The 14331-nt window shown below is 64.7% G+C and carries 16 protein-coding genes and 1 tRNA gene; 9 read left to right on the forward strand and 8 right to left on the reverse strand.

What is annotated here, in order from left to right; translation table 11 throughout:
- A complete protein-coding gene (locus AU252_RS19640; RefSeq protein WP_058932148.1) occupies window positions 1-1089 on the reverse strand; it encodes a LacI family DNA-binding transcriptional regulator in 1089 nt (362 codons plus the stop codon).
- A 178-nt stretch (window positions 1090-1267) separates the two neighbouring features.
- Between AU252_RS19640 and AU252_RS19645 the strand changes: the two genes are divergently transcribed.
- From AU252_RS19645 to AU252_RS19670, 6 genes are all read left to right on the forward strand, one after another.
- A complete protein-coding gene (locus AU252_RS19645) occupies window positions 1268-2437 on the forward strand; it encodes a Gfo/Idh/MocA family protein (protein ID WP_058932149.1) in 1170 nt (389 codons plus the stop codon).
- The gene (locus AU252_RS19650; RefSeq protein ID WP_058932150.1) at window positions 2437-3651 is read left to right on the forward strand and encodes a dihydrodipicolinate synthase family protein; all 1215 of its coding nucleotides are present in this window, start codon (window positions 2437-2439) and stop codon (window positions 3649-3651) included. Before AU252_RS19645 ends, AU252_RS19650 begins: the two co-directional genes overlap by 1 nt.
- Window positions 3648-4505, forward strand: a complete 858-nt coding sequence (locus tag AU252_RS19655; protein WP_058932151.1) for a sugar phosphate isomerase/epimerase family protein — start codon at window positions 3648-3650, stop codon at window positions 4503-4505. Before AU252_RS19650 ends, AU252_RS19655 begins: the two co-directional genes overlap by 4 nt.
- Window positions 4506-4580: 75 nt before the next feature.
- On the forward strand, window positions 4581-5429 hold the full coding sequence (locus AU252_RS19660) for a hypothetical protein (protein WP_058932152.1): 849 nt from the start codon (window positions 4581-4583) through the stop codon (window positions 5427-5429).
- A 229-nt stretch (window positions 5430-5658) separates the two neighbouring features.
- Complete coding sequence (locus tag AU252_RS19665; protein ID WP_058932153.1) at window positions 5659-6000, forward strand: hypothetical protein; 342 nt, start codon at window positions 5659-5661, stop codon at window positions 5998-6000.
- A 683-nt stretch (window positions 6001-6683) separates the two neighbouring features.
- Window positions 6684-7580, forward strand: coding sequence for a tyrosine-type recombinase/integrase (locus AU252_RS19670; protein ID WP_058932154.1), 897 nt, complete (start codon window positions 6684-6686; stop codon window positions 7578-7580).
- Between the two features lie 84 nt (window positions 7581-7664).
- Here AU252_RS19670 and AU252_RS19675 read toward each other — a convergent pair.
- Both AU252_RS19675 and AU252_RS19680 read right to left on the reverse strand, forming a co-directional pair.
- Window positions 7665-7737 (reverse strand) — tRNA-Arg (locus AU252_RS19675).
- Between the two features lie 15 nt (window positions 7738-7752).
- Complete coding sequence (locus AU252_RS19680) at window positions 7753-8067, reverse strand: hypothetical protein (RefSeq protein ID WP_058932155.1); 315 nt, start codon at window positions 8065-8067, stop codon at window positions 7753-7755.
- Window positions 8068-8206: 139 nt separating this feature from the next.
- On the opposite strand from AU252_RS19680, the gene AU252_RS24825 reads away from it, so the two are divergent.
- From AU252_RS24825 to AU252_RS19695, 3 genes are all read left to right on the forward strand, one after another.
- Window positions 8207-8341, forward strand: coding sequence for a hypothetical protein (locus tag AU252_RS24825; protein WP_276203722.1), 135 nt, complete (start codon window positions 8207-8209; stop codon window positions 8339-8341).
- A gap of 108 nt (window positions 8342-8449) precedes the next feature.
- A complete protein-coding gene (locus tag AU252_RS19690) occupies window positions 8450-9253 on the forward strand; it encodes a hypothetical protein (RefSeq protein WP_058932157.1) in 804 nt (267 codons plus the stop codon).
- Window positions 9254-9319: 66 nt separating this feature from the next.
- The gene (locus tag AU252_RS19695) at window positions 9320-10156 is read left to right on the forward strand and encodes a glycosyltransferase family 2 protein (RefSeq protein ID WP_157769018.1); all 837 of its coding nucleotides are present in this window, start codon (window positions 9320-9322) and stop codon (window positions 10154-10156) included.
- Window positions 10157-10162: 6 nt separating this feature from the next.
- Here the strand turns inward: AU252_RS19695 and AU252_RS19700 are convergent, their stop codons facing one another.
- From AU252_RS19700 to AU252_RS19720, 5 genes are read right to left on the reverse strand one after another with little or no spacing between them, the layout of a single operon-like run.
- Window positions 10163-12202, reverse strand: a complete 2040-nt coding sequence (locus AU252_RS19700; protein ID WP_058932159.1) for a hypothetical protein — start codon at window positions 12200-12202, stop codon at window positions 10163-10165.
- A 10-nt stretch (window positions 12203-12212) separates the two neighbouring features.
- Window positions 12213-12539 carry a hypothetical protein gene (locus tag AU252_RS19705; protein WP_058932160.1) on the reverse strand — a complete coding sequence of 109 codons (327 nt, stop codon included), beginning with the start codon at window positions 12537-12539 and terminating at the stop codon, window positions 12213-12215.
- Complete coding sequence (locus AU252_RS19710) at window positions 12532-13470, reverse strand: hypothetical protein (RefSeq protein ID WP_058932161.1); 939 nt, start codon at window positions 13468-13470, stop codon at window positions 12532-12534. Before AU252_RS19710 ends, AU252_RS19705 begins: the two co-directional genes overlap by 8 nt.
- On the reverse strand, window positions 13467-14111 hold the full coding sequence (locus AU252_RS19715) for a hypothetical protein (protein WP_058932162.1): 645 nt from the start codon (window positions 14109-14111) through the stop codon (window positions 13467-13469). The genes AU252_RS19710 and AU252_RS19715 overlap by 4 nt, the downstream gene beginning before the upstream one ends.
- A complete protein-coding gene (locus AU252_RS19720; RefSeq protein ID WP_058932163.1) occupies window positions 14108-14323 on the reverse strand; it encodes a hypothetical protein in 216 nt (71 codons plus the stop codon). Before AU252_RS19720 ends, AU252_RS19715 begins: the two co-directional genes overlap by 4 nt.
- Window positions 14324-14331: the final 8 nt, after the last annotated feature.

Below are 14331 nucleotides of genomic sequence, written 5' to 3' on the forward strand. Positions count from 1 at the left end.
TCAGGCCACCGACTCGGCGCTGCTCGGGTGTGCCACCTCGGTGCTGCGCCGGAGTATGACCTGGCCGGTTATCGGGGGCGATCCGGCATCGTCGGGGGACGGGCCGGCTGCGCTGCTGGCGGCCTGCCGTCCGATCTCTTCCAGGGGAAGGTGCACCGTGGAGAGGGCCGGCCGGAAATCGCGCAGAGTCTCAATATCGTCGAAACCGGCAACGGCGGCGTCGCGCGGGATCCGCAGTCCCTGGGAGCGCAGCGCGGCGGCGGCCCCGATGGCCATAACATCGTTGACGGCAAAGATGCAGAGCCGTTTTGTCTCCGTCCCGGGTTGGGACGGAGTGATCCGTGCAGCCAGGGCGAGGCCGGCCTCGAAGCCGCCCGCACGGGTGAAGTCCGTGCGGATGACGTCCGCGGCAGGCAGGCCGGCGCTGGCAAGGCCGCGCTGGAACCCACGGATCCGGTCGTCGGAGGTGAACAGCCCTTCCGGGCCGCCGACGATGACGAAGTCTTCTTCCCGCGACGCGGCCAGCTCAGTTGCGAGCTGCGCGGCCAGCTCCTCATTGGGCACACTCACCACGCGGTAGCCGTCCGCTGCCGCGGCCCCCACAATCCCGTGGCCGATCACGCCCACGTGGCCGCCGTTGCGGCAGTATCGGTCCAGTTCCGCAGCGAGTTCGGTGTTGCCTTCCAGGTCCTCGGTGCGGGAGGTCCGTGATCCTGCGATCACGATGGAATCGGCGCGGCGTGCGGCGAAGGCAGCCACGGCTTCCTTCTCACTGTCCGGAGCGCCCTCAGTGGTGGCCAGCAGCACCATCTTGTGCTGTTCCCTCGCGGCATCCTGGACGCCGCGGGCAATGGCTGCGAAGTACGGATCGGCAATGTCATGCACGATCAGCCCGATAAGCCCGGAGCTGGACTTGGCCAGCCCCTGCGCCTGGGCGTTGGGAATGTAGCCGAGGGATTCGGCAGCCTGGCGCACCCGGTCCGCAATATCCTTGCCGGGTATCCGGGCGGAGCCGTTCAGCACGCGGGAGGCGGTGGCCGGCGACACGCCCGCCAGCCGGGCCACCTCGGTGAGGGTACTTGCAGCCACAACTTCTCCCGTTCATACAGACTTTCAGCGCCGTTAGCGCCGCTTTCAGTATGGCAGTTTGAGGATACTTTGGGAAAGCGCTTGCCAACCCGAAGGGGAGCGGTGCATGATGGACGCAGTGGGAATGCGCTTTCCCAATTCAGTTTGAGTAACACTGCTCACTCACCGTGGAGGACACATGGGCTTCGAAACAAAGACGATCCGTATCGCCATGAACGGCATTACCGGCCGGATGGGTTACCGCCAGCACCTGCTGCGTTCCATCCTTCCCATCCGCGACGCCGGGGGCTTCACGCTGGAGGACGGCACCAAGGTCCAGGTGGAGCCGATCCTGGTCGGCCGCAATGAAGCCAAGATCCGCGAGCTGGCAGAACTGCATAAGGTGGCCGAATGGACCACGGACCTGGATTCCGTGATCAATGATCCTTCGGTGGACATCATCTTCGATGCGTCCATGACGAGCCTCCGCGCCGCCACGCTGAAGAAGGCCATGCTGGCTGGCAAGCACATCTTCACCGAGAAGCCCACGGCGGAATCCCTGGAAGAAGCCATCGAACTGGCCCGCATCGGCAAGGAAGCCGGCGTCACCGCCGGCGTTGTGCACGACAAGCTGTACCTCCCCGGCTTGGTCAAGCTCCGCCGTCTGGTGGACGAAGGCTTCTTCGGCCGCATCCTCTCCATCCGCGGCGAATTCGGCTACTGGGTCTTCGAAGGCGACGTCCAGGCAGCGCAACGACCGTCCTGGAACTACCGCAAGGAAGACGGCGGCGGCATGACCACGGACATGTTCTGCCACTGGAACTACGTCCTCGAAGGCATCATCGGCAAGGTCAAGAGCGTCAACGCCAAGACCGCCACCCACATCCCGGCCCGCTGGGACGAGGCAGGCAAGGAGTACAAGGCCACCGCCGACGACGCCTCCTACGGCATCTTCGAACTCGAAACGCCGGCAGGCGAGCCGGTCATCGGCCAGATCAACTCCTCCTGGGCTGTCCGCGTCTACCGCGACGAGCTTGTGGAATTCCAGATCGACGGCACGTATGGTTCCGCCGTTGCCGGCCTGAACAAGTGCGTTGCCCAGCAGCGCGCCCACACTCCCAAGCCGGTCTGGAACCCGGACCTGCCCGTCACGGAATCCTTCCGCAGCCAGTGGCAGGAAGTTCCCGCCAACGCCGAGCTGGACAACGGCTTCAAGCTGCAGTGGGAAGAGTTCCTGCGCGACGTGGTGGCCGGCCGCGAGCACCGCTTCGGCCTGCTGTCCGCCGCCCGCGGCGTCCAGCTCGCCGAGCTTGGCCTGCAGTCCAACGACGAACGCCGCACCATCGACATCCCGGAGATCACGCTCTGATGACTTCCCTGATCCTTCCCACCCACGGCGGCGGCACCCGCGAGTACCGCCTCCAGGGCGGCGTGTCGTGGGCCCGCCCCGCCGCCCCGCTCACGTCGCGGCGTGCCTACGCCGCCGCCCACGTCATTCCCGAGGTCCTGGCGGACAACACGCCAGGTGCCCCGGCCAGCCTCGACTGGGACGCCACCTTGGCGTACCGGCACGAACTCTGGTCCTACGGCCTCGGTGTCGCCGATGCCATGGACACCGCCCAGCGCGGCATGGGCCTGGACTGGGCCGCAACCCAGCAGCTCATCAAGCGCACCGGTGTGGAGGCCGCTTCGGTGGTCGCCGCCGGTGGCCCCGCTACCGCCGGGAAGACCGTCCGCGACCTGGTCTCGTGCGGTGCCGGTACCGACCAGCTGGAGCTCGCCACACTGCCCACCGGCAAGGCAGGTCTTGCCGCCGTCCTGGACGCCTACCGCGAGCAGATCGCCGTCGTCAGTGAAGCCGGACCCAAGATCATCCTGATGGCTTCCCGGGCGCTGGCCCGCGTGGCCAACGGCCCGGACGACTACCTGCACGTCTATTCGACGCTGCTGCAGGAAGTGGACCAGCCCGTCATCCTGCACTGGCTCGGGACCATGTTCGATCCCGCGCTGGCCGGATACTGGGGTTCGGACGACGTCGCTGCCGCGACCGAGACGTTCCTTTCCCTGATCCGCCAGCACGCCGACAAGGTAGACGGCGTCAAGGTATCGCTGCTTGACGCTTCGCACGAGGTTGCCCTGCGCGCTGCCCTGCCGGAAGGCGTCCGCCTCTACACCGGCGACGACTTCAACTACCCGGAACTGATCGACGGCGACGGCAGCCACCATTCGGACGCGCTGCTGGGCATCTTCGCTGCGATCTACCCTGCCGCGTCGGTTGCGCTGCAGAAGTACGACGCCGGCCAGGCTGCCGAAGCGCGGGCCATCCTGGACTCCACCCGCGAACTCGGCAAGCACATCTTCAGTGCCCCCACGTTCTACTACAAGACCGGGATCGCCTTTATGTCCTGGCTCAACGGCAGGCAGCCCGGCTTCCAGATGGTGGGCGGCCTGCACTCCGGCCGCTCCGTCTGCCACCTGGCCAAGACCTTCGAACTTGCCGACCAGGCAGGGCTGCTGAAGGACCCGGCGCTCGCCGCGTTCCGGATGTCCGACTACCTGCGCATCAACGGAGTGGGAGCATGACATCTAATTCAGAACCGTCCCCTTTTTCACGGCTTTCCCTGAACAGCGCCACCACCAAGAAGCTGACGCTTGCCGAAGTGGTTGATGGCTGTGTCCGCGCCGGAATCCCCGCGATCGCCCCGTGGCGCGACCGGGTTGAAGAAGCGGGGCTGGACAAGGCCGCGAAGCTGATCAAGGACGCGGGCCTGCGGGTCTCCTCCTTGTGCCGCGGCGGCTTCTTGACTGCGGCTGACGCTGAGGGCCAGGCCGCCGCCCTGGCGGACAACCGGGCGGCCGTCCTCGAAGCGGCTGCGCTGGACACCGGGGAACTCTTCCTGGTGGTCGGCGGCCTGGCGCCGGGGGAGAAGGACGTGATGGCAGCCCGCCAGCGCGTTGCCGACCGCCTCGCCGATCTTGTCCCGTTCGCCTCGGAGAACGGCATCCGGCTGGTGCTCGAACCCCTGCACCCCATGTACGCAGCGGACCGCGCCGTCATCTCGACCCTGGGCCAGGCCCTGGATCTTGCAGCCCCGTTTGATGCGCACGCGGTGGGCGTCGCCGTCGACACCTTCCACGTCTGGTGGGACCCGGACCTGAAGGCCCAGATTGAACGTGCCGGCAGGGAAGGGCGCATCGCCTCCTACCAGGTGTGTGACTTCAATATGCCCATAGCGGCCGATCCGCTGCTGTCCCGCGGATTTATGGGCGACGGCGTGATCGACTTCGCCACGATCAGCACCTGGGTCAGGGACGCCGGGTATACCGGGGACATCGAGGTTGAAATCTTCAACCAGGAGATCTGGGACGCCGACGGCGATACCGTCATGGAGACCGTCAAGGCGCGCTACGCGGAACTCGTGCTGCCGTTCGCGTGACCTGATGAAGTCCGCGGGCCCCATACGTTTCGCTGCGGAGTTCCGCCGCGTGGAGCACATGGGTATGGTGATGCCATGACCGCACTGTCCGCGGACTTTTCTTGCCGGAACGCCCCTTTGGACTACTGGTTTGTCAGACTCCGTGCCGGCGACCTCTCGTTCCTTGCCGACTTTATCCTCCGGACCGGTACTGATAGCGCGGAAGTCAGGATAAGTCTGTGGGTTCGCGGGGAGGGGCGCGTTCTTCATCGGAGCGGCGACTGGAAGGCGGACGGGGCCGAAGTTGTCATCGGCGGGAGCCTGTTCGCCGCGGAGCGCAGCCGAGGCTGGGCCGGGGATGTCGGCTGGGAGCTTTACTGGGATGCCGGGACTGCCCGGATTGCCCCGGCCATGCCCCTGATGAATTCACTCCATCCACTTGACCTTGAACTCATTAGTTACCCCAGGGTCCGGATTGCAGGTGAAGTGACTGTGTCCGGGGAAGTTTTCCCCGTGGGTGACGCCGCCGGAACGCTGACGCACTATTGGGGCCGACGGCTTCCTGATGCATGGCGGTGGGTATCCGCTGCCGGGCCTACAAGTTCAGGCCCGGCGGTGGAGGCAGTCCTGATGCGGTCGCGGCTTTGGGGGCACCGGCCTGCCCTGGTCGCGGGCTATCTCTGGACCGCGGAAGACGGGGACCGCGCCGGAAGCCTCCTGGTTTCGCCTGTTTCCGGCGTACTGACCGCAGCGGGAACCGGGGCGGACTTCCTCCTGACCGGTCGCGGTTTAACCGGCACGCGGCGGTTGCTTTGTAGCGCGGCGCCGGAGGACTTCAATGACCTCGGCGAGGATATCCACCAGACGCTGGAGGGCCGCTGCATTCTGCTGGGGGAGGACTGGCCGTTTTCGGCGGTCGGACTCGAATACCGTGCGCTCCCATAATGGACCGCGAAGTAGCACGCGCAGAAAGGAAAACACCCCGGTCTGCTGACCGGGGTGTTTTGTGCTGACCGGCGCATCCGTCAAGGACGTGCCAACCCATCACCTTGTGCCCCAGGAGGGAATCGAACCCCCGACCGGCGGATTACAAGGTTGGCGATTCGGCAGAGGTTTTGGTCTTCCCATTCCGCCGCTTCCAGCACATTGAAGATGCTCCCTTGGAGATCGCCTCGTGAGCGCCGCAATGGCGCGGCCTCACGTCGGCATGCTCCTCACCACCGTGACCGAGCTCGACGCCCTGCCGACCTTCGCCGTCGTCCTCGGCGATCCGGACTGCCTCAACGATTCGCCCGATTACCGGCGCGTGTCCATGCAGAAGCGCCCTGACGGGCCGGACCCTCTCTCCACCGATTACTGGTACCCGGCGTGGGACTCCGATATCTTCAACGCCCTGGCGGCAGAGGAAGCGGTGGGCCGGTTCCACCTCGGTCCGTTCCTGGTCGTCTGGCTTCCGGATACAGAGCCCATCATCGAGGCCGCAGCCGAACTACGGCAGGCACACCCCCGAACTTAAAACTAAAAGGCCGGCCGGATGTTGAAGCATCCGAACCGGCCAGGCAATCAGTCCCCGGCTACGGACCCTGATCGCGGAACCAGTCTAACCACTGCACCCTGCACCAGTCCATAGCTTGTGACGCCCTCATACCGAGGCGGTACGGCTACCCCGCCTGGTGCTTTTGTCGCGCCTCAAAACACGCTAAGCCTTCAACCACGGGCTGCTTACTGGGTCAGAGCCAGTTCCAATGTCGCGTGTGCAGGCAGGGTGTTCACCAGGAAGAGCAATCCCTTGGAATCGAAGAAGTGCCAGCACCTACAGTGGGCCCAGCCGGGCCACCAGATCTGCACACATACCGCCCTCCAGCCCCCAAGCAGGAGGATGCCGCCACTGCCCAGGAGTAATGCCCTGAGCCAGCTGCGAAACGACCGACGACCGACGCAACCGACGCGGTGTCCACGTAAACGCTTCTGTCTTTTAGTCCGCCCCACCCGCACAGCCATGTGCTTTGGGACGGACCAGAAGGCAGAAGTCTCTCCTCCCAAGCTTCCCTCTGCTCCCTCTGCGGTATCAGCAAAACAAAAGAAAAGGCCTGCAAAGCAGGCCCTGACCAGCCAAAACCTTCCAGACTATCGGCGAGAAATCAGCCTTGAATCAAGGTAAGAACGGTAGCGGAACACACACTAAACCAGGGGGCACTAATGAACACGGAAGACACGCTGACATACTGGACGGCCTGCATGAAAGCGGCAGACCTCACACCGAAAACAATCAGAGAACGACTCATCTTCATCCGCCAGCTGGCCCGCGACATCGAGTCCCTGGAGACCGTCACACGCCGTGACCTGATCCACTGGACCGCCGCCCAGAACTGGTCCAACTCCACCCGCGTGCACCGCCGCTCGGGCCTACATACATTCTTCGCCTGGATGCAGGACGAACAGCTGCGCCTGGACAACCCCGCCTACCGGCTGCCGAGGGTCGCCACCCGGAAGCGCGAACCGAATCCCTTCAGCGTCGAAGAGATCAACGCCCTGCTTCAGTCCGGGATCTACCGGAAGACCCGCGTCATGGTCGCCCTGCACTATTACCTCGGGTTACGCGTCTCGGAGATCGCGGCCGTCAACGGCGCTGACATCGACTGGAACGTCCGCACCCTCAAGACCATCGGCAAGGGCCGCAAAGAGGCCACCCTGCCCGTCCCCGCCGCCGTCTGGCCCCTGTTCCAGCAGATGCCCAGGACCGGCTACTGGTTCCCCAACCGGACAGCCAACAAACTCCACGCCGCCGGCGAAGGCCACATCATGGGCAACAGTGTCTCCGGCCTGATCGGCGAAGCGATCAAACGCATGGGCCTCAAGCACCGGCCCCACGACCTCCGCGCTTCCCTGGCCACCGAGATGCACGAGGCCGGCGTCAGTGACTTCATCGTCCAACGCAGCATGCGGCACTCCAACATGGACACCACCACGAAGTACCTGCTGCTCCGACCCGAAGGCATCCGCCACGGCTTCGATCTGCTCCCGGTCCTCACCATCCCGGATCGCTCTGGCCGGCGCCGCGTCGCACCACCCGACGCCGCGCCCCTGGCAGCCTGACCAGTTCACTTGATGGGTAGTTGACGGGCACATGACAACCCAAAAAGGGCCGGACACCTTGACGGTGTCCGGCCCTTACGCATGTGCCCCAGGAGGGAATCGAACCCCCGACCGGCGGATTAGAAAGCCGCTGCTCTATCCCCTGAGCTACTGGGGCCAGGCGAACTACAGTCTAGAACGCGACGTACCTGCCACGCCATTCGTCCTCACCCGGTCGGCGCACGTCAGCGGCCGGCACCCAGCAGGCGAAGTGCTGGATGTTGTCGTCGTTCCATTCAATCGAAACCCATTCCTGGGTGTAGTGGGTGGCGTAGCCGTGGACCTCGACGGTGCCGCCGCCGGCCAGCGGGACTTGCGCGATGACTCTAGGCTCCGTCCCGGACGGGAATCTGCGAACGCTTCCAGCGACCAGCTGCGGCGTCGGGTTGGCGTGCTCGTAGGCGGTGCCGTCCAGCGTGAACTTGGTGCGTTTCTCGATTCGATCCACGAAACCACTTAACCACCAAGTGCCCCACCTCCGAAGAGATGGGGCGCTGGGTTTGGGTTTGGTCGCTAGGATTCGAGTTGTCCTATCCGCCCTTATGGGCGCAACGAAAATGAGGGGGAACCAGATGAGGGAAGTGTCGATGGAATCACTGCAGGCCCAGATCAAAGTCCTTGAGGACCGGGTCAAGGCGCTGGAGGCTACGTGTAAGACAGCTGTGAAGCCAGAGAACCTGGCGGCTACAGTCGCGAGGCGGCAGCAGAGCCTGGCAGTCTGACATCTGGGGGCTGTCCTGGGCGATGCCGTGCGATCTGCGGCGTCGCCCAGGACAGCCTTTTAGTTGGGGAACTTAACCGTGTCGAAAGGACCCCTTATCATTGGGGGCATGACTTTTGGGGAATCGCGTAAGCGTGTGCTTGTTTTGGTGCTGGCCATGGATGCCCAGCCGTGGCGGATGATCGAGGATAAAGGGCAGAGGGAAACATGGGCTGCCGAACCTCGCGCCGACGTTCCAGCGTTCTGGTTGTATGGCAGGACTGGGATGTCCAGCACCATGGCTAGGTACGCCCAGCGAGCGGTGCAGCGGTTCGCACCGGCTGCCGCCTTCCGCGCTTACAGCCGATTGGTCGGCACATGGTTAGCTTCCCGTCCAGTAAGGCTTGCTGGTGACCGATTGGTGACCGGGGTCCCGGAGACTTACCTCAACACAAACGCCAAGAACATGTCCGGGCTACGGCATTTACTTGCCACACTGGACTTCGATTACGTGTTCCGCACGAACACATCCAGCTATGTGAATTTGTCCATGCTGGAGGATTATGTGCAGGCACTTCCAGACACGGGCTTCTATGGCGGGTTCGTTGGCGAGCGTGACGGAACCAAATTCGCGTCAGGGACTTGCACACTGATGTCTCGGGACTTGGTCGAGTACGCGGTGAACGACCAGGCGTGGGAGTTCGGGCTGATCGATGACGTGGCGATGGGCCGCTCAATGGCGCGGGCGTCGGTGGAGGTCCAGCCGCTCAACCGCCTTGACGTACTGACCCCCGAAGACCTCAATGCGCTCACCTCCGGCGACCTTGAGGGTGCGTTCATTGTGCGATGCAAGAGCAGTGGTGGACGCGAGCACGACATAGAAGCCATGCACCGCGTCCACCAGCTCTATGCGGAGGAAGCGGCTACCAAGTAGTAAGCGCTGACCGCTTCCAGCCTGCGGGGGTCTTGTCGGCCGAAAGTAGCCCCTACAATTGGGGGCATGACTACTGGGGGACGTATGTACGACATTGTTTTTCTGGCGCTTGCCCGAGACTGCGCTAGGACGGTTCCTTCCGCGCTCCGGGCATTGGAATACTTCGATTCTTCGGGACTCTCGGTCCACGCGTTCATAGGGGAGAACGGGTCAAAGGACTCCACCCGCGAACTCCTGGACCATCACCTTGTGTCCGTGGTGGACACGTCAGCTATGGGGGCGGCAAGTAACCGCCTAGAGCGGATGGCTTTGGGCCGGCAGATCGTGGCTGACCATGCCAAGACCATGAACGCCCGTGCGTTCGCTGTGGTGGACCTTGATGAGCCGTTCTTGCGGTCGGTCAATGTCGTCCAGTTGCGGAGCGCTCTTGACCGGCTCGGGGATGCGTTCGCCGTCGCTGCGACAAGCGCGCCCACCTACTATGACCTGCTCGCGTTCGAGGACGGCGGCGAGGAGTTCATTGGCCTAGATGACCGGATCAGGGACTCCCAGCGCAACCCCGCCAGCTACTACAGCCTGTTCCGGGACACGATCTACCCGGCGCAGGAACGCCTGACGAGCGACGCCGACCTATGGTGCACGTCAGCATTCAATGGTTTGTGTATCTATGACGCGGACGCCTATCGGGCGGGAACGTACCTGCCCGCCGTCCCCGGCCCGTGGATTTGCGAACACATCACGTTCAATCGGAGTGTTGCAAATGCCACGAGCCGGGGAATGGTGGTTGATCCCGCATTAGTGCTGCCGATGCCTGCCGAGCACGGGCGGCGGACTTTGCCGGGTTTCGTGTGGCAGCGGGTGCAGAAGCTGCCTGGCAAGGTCTTGGCCCGGCTCGGGGGTTAGCGGGGTCTAGCTGGTGCGTGCGGTGAACATTGTGAAGCGTACTGCGCCGGTCGTGTCTTGCATGCCCACCTTTGTCCCAGATGCTAGTGCGGCGTCCGTGACCGTGGCAACCAGTAGGTTGTTCAGGTACAGGTCGATGGTGGACCCAGCACACCGAATCCCCATGGACATGCCAGACGAGATGGTCCCGGCGGGGCTGGCTAGGTCCGTTGCCGCCCCGGCGACTACCTTCTGTAGCTTGAGCACCCCGTTAAAGATGCCGAAGCGGTAGAAGTTGGAGGCATCCGCGTACCGGGCGATGATTGTTTTTGTGTTTGCAGTGTCAGGGTAGGTCAACGTCACGTTGGCCCAATGGTCCACGGCGCCGGTTTCGATGGTGGCGATGTTATTTGTTACCGTCTGCCCCTGCCCTGCCTTGCTGGCGACCTTCCAGCTACCGGAGGACGCGGTCCATGTCTGCCCGGTATTGGCGTTGCCGAGCGCCGTGGGGTTATCGGCGCGGGCGAACGTGTCCCCGACAATCCAAGGCGGGATGCCGTTGACCGCCTGAATAACCGAGACCTCGCCACGGGAAAGGGCCAGTTCACTGGTGAGCGCAGCCACCTCGATCCGGAGCTGGTCGAAGCGAACGAAGGTCCGACCGATAATGTTGCCCGATGCGCCGAACGTTGCGCCGCCGATCCACGCATCCCACCCGGCAATCCCATCCTTGACGGCAGGCACGAAACAGGACTTGTAATAGGCCGCGTCCCACTGCCCCGGGACGCGGGCAATCAGCGACGGGCCTGCGGTGAAGTTCAGACCGTCGTTGGACACGGCAGCCCACAAGTATCCGCCGCCCGATCCGCCATCCTGCACGAGGGCCTGCCATTCGCCGCCAACCTTGTGGACGTCGATATGCCACGGGTCGCCCGCGTTGCCGGTGACGGTCACGTTCTCGACAGTCGCAGTGGTGGTCCCAGCGAGGGTGGCTGCCTTCACCCTGACGATCCGTCGCGGGGTCGGGACGATGTCCACGGCGTACACGGTCCACCCGTTCGCGTCCTTAATGTAGGACGGGGAAACGAGACGTCGGGTGGCGGGTACGTCATCGCGGACCATTGTCCGCGCAGTCCAGATAACGCCGTCCGTGCTGGTGCGGTAATAGTGCCGGTCCCGGCTCACGATGCCGTCCCAGGTGCGCCAGAACAAGTACATGGTCGCGCCGTCCACGAACAGGTACGGGTCGGAGTTGTACCCGTTCCCCGGGCTGGGGTAGGTCGGTTCGACAGGGTTGGTCAAACCGGCCGGGACGGCCCAGGTGACGCCGTCCTGCGAGACGACAATGGACGGGTTTTCCAGTGCCGCGTCCGCGCTGGTGTACGGGGTCATGCCCATCCAATATTTATAGCCGTTCCAGCCGTCAGGGTTGAAGTACACGGACGGGTGCACGACTACCCCTGACCCGTCGTAGGTCGGGATGGTCTGGAGGGTTGCGCGGGGCGCGTAGGCAATCGCCGCGTTGGTGATCGCGTGGGACTTGTCCCCGGCTTCGCCTTTGGTGGCATAAGTGGCAGAAAGATCACCAACTGAAAGCCGCTGCGGCAGGTCCGACTCCTGCAGCGTGACGAACCCCGTCCGGCCGCCGAAGCCCAGGACCGCCGCCGACGGAGCCGTCACCGGGATGGATACCGGCCCGTCCGGGACCAGGTCCAGATCGATCGGGCCCGACTGCCCCAGCAGCGGCTTCAGGTTCTTGGACCAGTCGATCGGCCGTTCGTTGCCGAACTCCCAGGACGCGCTGATCTGGAAGGCGAAGTCCGTCACCGCCGCTCCGGTCGAGTCGATGAACCCGGGCTGGTCGATGAACGGCACCTGGAACTGGCCGAGCTGGCCGGCCTCCGCGGTGAAGGAGTCCGAGAACTCCGGAAGCGGCTGGCCGGTCGCCGCCCAGATCACGCGCGACGTCGGCTTGACGGTCACCTTCGTGACGACGTCCTTGCCGGTGGCGGTGAGCGGGATGCCGAACGCAACCGTGGCCAGCTGCATGCCTGGGGGAAAGCCCATGGAAAAGCTCCTACTCTGCCCGGTGTTCGGGCGCGTTGTTCGGGGACGTCACACGTTCAATGGCCGGGCTGACACCGGTGGGTTTCCAGAGCGTCTTGTAGCTGGTGCCGGCGGCGAGGAAGATCAGCAGCGCCAGCCGGAAGATATCCCCGGCGTTGAACAGGCCCAGCACGTAGGCGGTCACGGCAGCGACCACCAGATAGAAGCCGAAGGCCACCAGGGACTGGGTCCGTTCGGACCAGCGCGACTGCTGGATGGTGCTGATCACCGGAGGGCTGAAGAAGCCCACGGCGAGCGCCCAGAGTGCGGGTGTTCCGAGGTTCAGGAACTCATTCACCGGGGCCTCCCGTAGTGATGGTGAGCTTGAGGCCGGCCAGCTTCTCGGCGAAGGCGGCGTACGCTGCCTCTGCGACGGCCGCGGCGTCGGGTCCGGGCGCGGCCTTCACCGCGTCCACGATGCCCCGCACAGCGGCCAGCAGGGTCTCCCTGGTGGCCGTGTGCTGGTAGTTGACGTAGCTGAGCACCGTCTCGGGCGTGGTGGCGCCGGCCTGCAGCTCGCCGGTGACCTCGTGGCGGTTGTCGATGGGGTGCTTCCATGTCGCGGCGACGGTGGCCTTGGGCACTTCCTTGACGATGTGATCGCGGGTGACGTCGTGCATGGGCTGGATGACTTCGGCCACGCGAGCAGCAATGTTGTCAACGTCTTCTTTGGATAGTGGCATGTCTTCCTCCAAGGGTGTGGTGGTGCCCTGCGGGGCGAGCCCGCCCAGGCGTGGGCGAATGAAGCCGATGAGTCCCTGGCGTGGGAGGCTCTGGATCGTGGTGGGCCCGGACGTCCATTCGGGGTACGGGTTATCGGCGCGTGATGGCGTGCTGTTCAGGGACATGACCTGCAGCCAGGAACCTTTGTCCAGTACCAGCACCGCGACGTGGGTCGCTGGGTACCAGACCTTGTTGGAGTCGCCCCACACGCAGATGTCACCCGGCTGGCCTGTCTCGTTGGGCCCGTGGAGCGTGTACGCGGCGGCAATGGCGGCGGTCTGCGGGAAGCAGTCCACCATGTTGCCCGCCCACCCTGGCCAGCGGCCCTTCTTCGTTGCGGTGTCTCCGGTGTTGATGACGGGCAGGCCGAGGAACTTGGACCAGTTCGCCGCGAGGTCCCAGCACTGTGCACCGAATCCCTTGTTCTGCGGGTTCCAGTCCTCGTTGATGTACTGGCCCTGCACCTGCGGAATCCATGTTCCCAAGCTCTCCGTGATGGCGATCATGGGGTGATCCCTTCCGCTGTGCAGGTGTAGGTGCTGGACCCTGGCGGGTTCGGCGTGCAGGTGTACGTTGTGCCCGTCCGGTCCGTGAAGGTGATGGAGCTGGGGGTCTGGCCGTCGGAGCCCGTAGCGCCCGGCGGCCCCGGCTCGCCTGCTGGTCCAGCCGGACCGGGTTCGCCCTGCGGGCCTGCCGGGCCGGGGATGGTCGAGTCGGCGCCGGGCAGACCATTGGCCCCGTCGGTTCCAGATGCTCCTGCTGCGCCCTGCGTGCCCGCGGTACCGGGTTCGCCTCCGGGCCCGCCCGGACCCGGAGGCCCCGGCGGGCCAGGCTCGCCGTCGAGGCCATCCCTGCCAGCTGCCCCGGTGTCGCCCTTCGGCCCGGGGATTGATTCGGTGGGGTTCTCCTGCACCTGCGTGGCTTTGGCGCAGACGTCGCGGTTGTCCAGCAGCAGGCTGCCCTGGTCCTTGCAGATCCTTTCGAGATCCTGGGCAAGGGTGGCGGCGTTCGACTGCGCGGTGTTCCGGTCCTGCGTCGCGGCCCACTGGTTGAAGCCGAGGAAACCGACGCCGGCGGCGATGGCCAGGACGCAGAGGAACATCAGCCAGCGCGGCGGGAACTCCCGGTAATCAGTACGTTCTGTCATTGCTCGCCTTCCTCTTCGTCCCGGCCCTCGGCTTTGCGTAGGTCGGCCCGTAGATCTCGGTTCTCCTTGCGCAGCGCGGCGACGTCCTCACGGAGCGCCTTCTGAATATCCGCATCGATCCTGCGGAAAATGAGGTACAGCCCGAGGGCTCCACCTGTGGACAGCACAACGCCGCCGATGGTCTTGATGAGATCGAGAATCCCAGCATCCACACGTCTGG

The organism is Pseudarthrobacter sulfonivorans (assembly GCF_001484605.1).
Taxonomy (GTDB): domain Bacteria; phylum Actinomycetota; class Actinomycetes; order Actinomycetales; family Micrococcaceae; genus Arthrobacter; species Arthrobacter sulfonivorans_A.

Coding starts and splice junctions, on each gene's coding strand:
- AU252_RS19700 (WP_058932159.1), bottom strand. CDS start 12,202: ATGGGCTTTCCCCCAGGCATGCAGCTGGCCACGGTTGCGTTCGGCATC.
- AU252_RS19695 (WP_157769018.1), top strand. CDS start 9,320: ATGACTACTGGGGGACGTATGTACGACATTGTTTTTCTGGCGCTTGCC.
- AU252_RS19670 (WP_058932154.1), top strand. CDS start 6,684: ATGAACACGGAAGACACGCTGACATACTGGACGGCCTGCATGAAAGCG.
- AU252_RS19710 (WP_058932161.1), bottom strand. CDS start 13,470: ATGATCGCCATCACGGAGAGCTTGGGAACATGGATTCCGCAGGTGCAG.
- AU252_RS19715 (WP_058932162.1), bottom strand. CDS start 14,111: ATGACAGAACGTACTGATTACCGGGAGTTCCCGCCGCGCTGGCTGATG.
- AU252_RS19645 (WP_058932149.1), top strand. CDS start 1,268: ATGGGCTTCGAAACAAAGACGATCCGTATCGCCATGAACGGCATTACC.
- AU252_RS19655 (WP_058932151.1), top strand. CDS start 3,648: ATGACATCTAATTCAGAACCGTCCCCTTTTTCACGGCTTTCCCTGAAC.
- AU252_RS24825 (WP_276203722.1), top strand. CDS start 8,207: ATGGAATCACTGCAGGCCCAGATCAAAGTCCTTGAGGACCGGGTCAAG.
- AU252_RS19650 (WP_058932150.1), top strand. CDS start 2,437: ATGACTTCCCTGATCCTTCCCACCCACGGCGGCGGCACCCGCGAGTAC.
- AU252_RS19660 (WP_058932152.1), top strand. CDS start 4,581: ATGACCGCACTGTCCGCGGACTTTTCTTGCCGGAACGCCCCTTTGGAC.
- AU252_RS19690 (WP_058932157.1), top strand. CDS start 8,450: ATGACTTTTGGGGAATCGCGTAAGCGTGTGCTTGTTTTGGTGCTGGCC.